Here is a 1209-nt window from a genome sequence, read left to right as displayed (position 1 = left end):
TACGTTGACATGAACTCGACAAAACTTGATGGCGGCCAAGCGGCTTATTCAATTCTCGATGTTGGCGGTACCGTAGTGCCAAGAAGTGATTCATACTACGACGGCAATGGACAACTGCAAAATTACGACCTAAGTGGCGTATTGGTTATTCCTAAAACCTGGAGTGATTTTACAACATCAGAAACGACTTCTCATGCTATCGGTGGTGAGTGGAATATTACTGATAACATCGAAATCTCGGGTGAATATTCAATCTCTAAATCAGAAGAACGTCAAACAGCTTCTGAATTTAACTTACGTCCAATTGAACGTACGGACCCTACCCTTGATCTAGTAACACATACCAGCACAGCAAGCATGACTAATGGTGGTGGCATTCCATCTTATGTCTTTGAAGACACAGGTATGTTAACTAATCCAGACAACCTGGTATTCCGTGAGTTTTACCACAAAACGTTAGACACAGATAATGAAGAACAAGCATTACGCTTTGACTTCAAAATCCACGATGTGGGTGTAGATTTTATCTCTGCAATCAAAACGGGTGTACGCTTTACCGATAGAGATTACAGTTCAAATCGCTTTGATCTTAAACCTAATGGCAACACGCTTAAAGATTCGTATAAAAAAGCTAAAAATGAAGACGGCTTGTATAGCCCAACCTGGATTGATAACCCAATTATCAGCGACAGCTTTACCACTATCAATGCCAGCAACTCGTTCGACCAAACCGGTATGTCTGGTCAAAATGACCTACTAACCTACAACGTGTATGACGCTGAAAAACTGCAAGATGCTGAAGCGACTTATTTACTAGCCCAACAAATGCTAGCAGGTACCACTTATGCAATGAACGGTACTTTAGCTGACAACATGGTTGAAGACACTGGCGCATATAAGTTTATCAACGAAAAAACTCGTGCTATTTATGCACAGTTTCATTTAGATTTTGATGACATTACTGCAGTGGTTGGTGGGCGTTATATTCAAACAGAATTAGAATCAAGCATTGTCGATTCTGTAGACGGTAACGGTAACAAAATCCTCAATACTGGTAGTAACGATTATTCAGACTTTTTACCTAGCTTGAATGTCACTTATACTTTATCTGAAGAAACCTTAATGCGTTTTGCAGCAGCTAAAGTGATGCGCCGTGCTGATTTTGATGAATTAAGTCCTGCATTATCAATCGATAACTCTTTAGTTACC

At 40.0% G+C, this 1209-nt stretch carries 1 protein-coding gene; it reads left to right on the top strand.

What is annotated here, in order from left to right; translation table 11 throughout:
* Positions 1-1209 (top strand): TonB-dependent receptor domain-containing protein (locus CXF78_RS01080; RefSeq protein ID WP_145991299.1); only part of this gene is annotated, 1209 nt, incomplete at both ends.

The organism is Shewanella sp. 11B5, assembly GCF_002836795.1.
In the GTDB taxonomy this organism is placed as follows: domain Bacteria; phylum Pseudomonadota; class Gammaproteobacteria; order Enterobacterales; family Shewanellaceae; genus Shewanella; species Shewanella frigidimarina.
The sequence above is the reverse complement of the archived record's forward strand: the minus strand, read 5'-3'. Positions and strand labels throughout refer to the sequence as shown.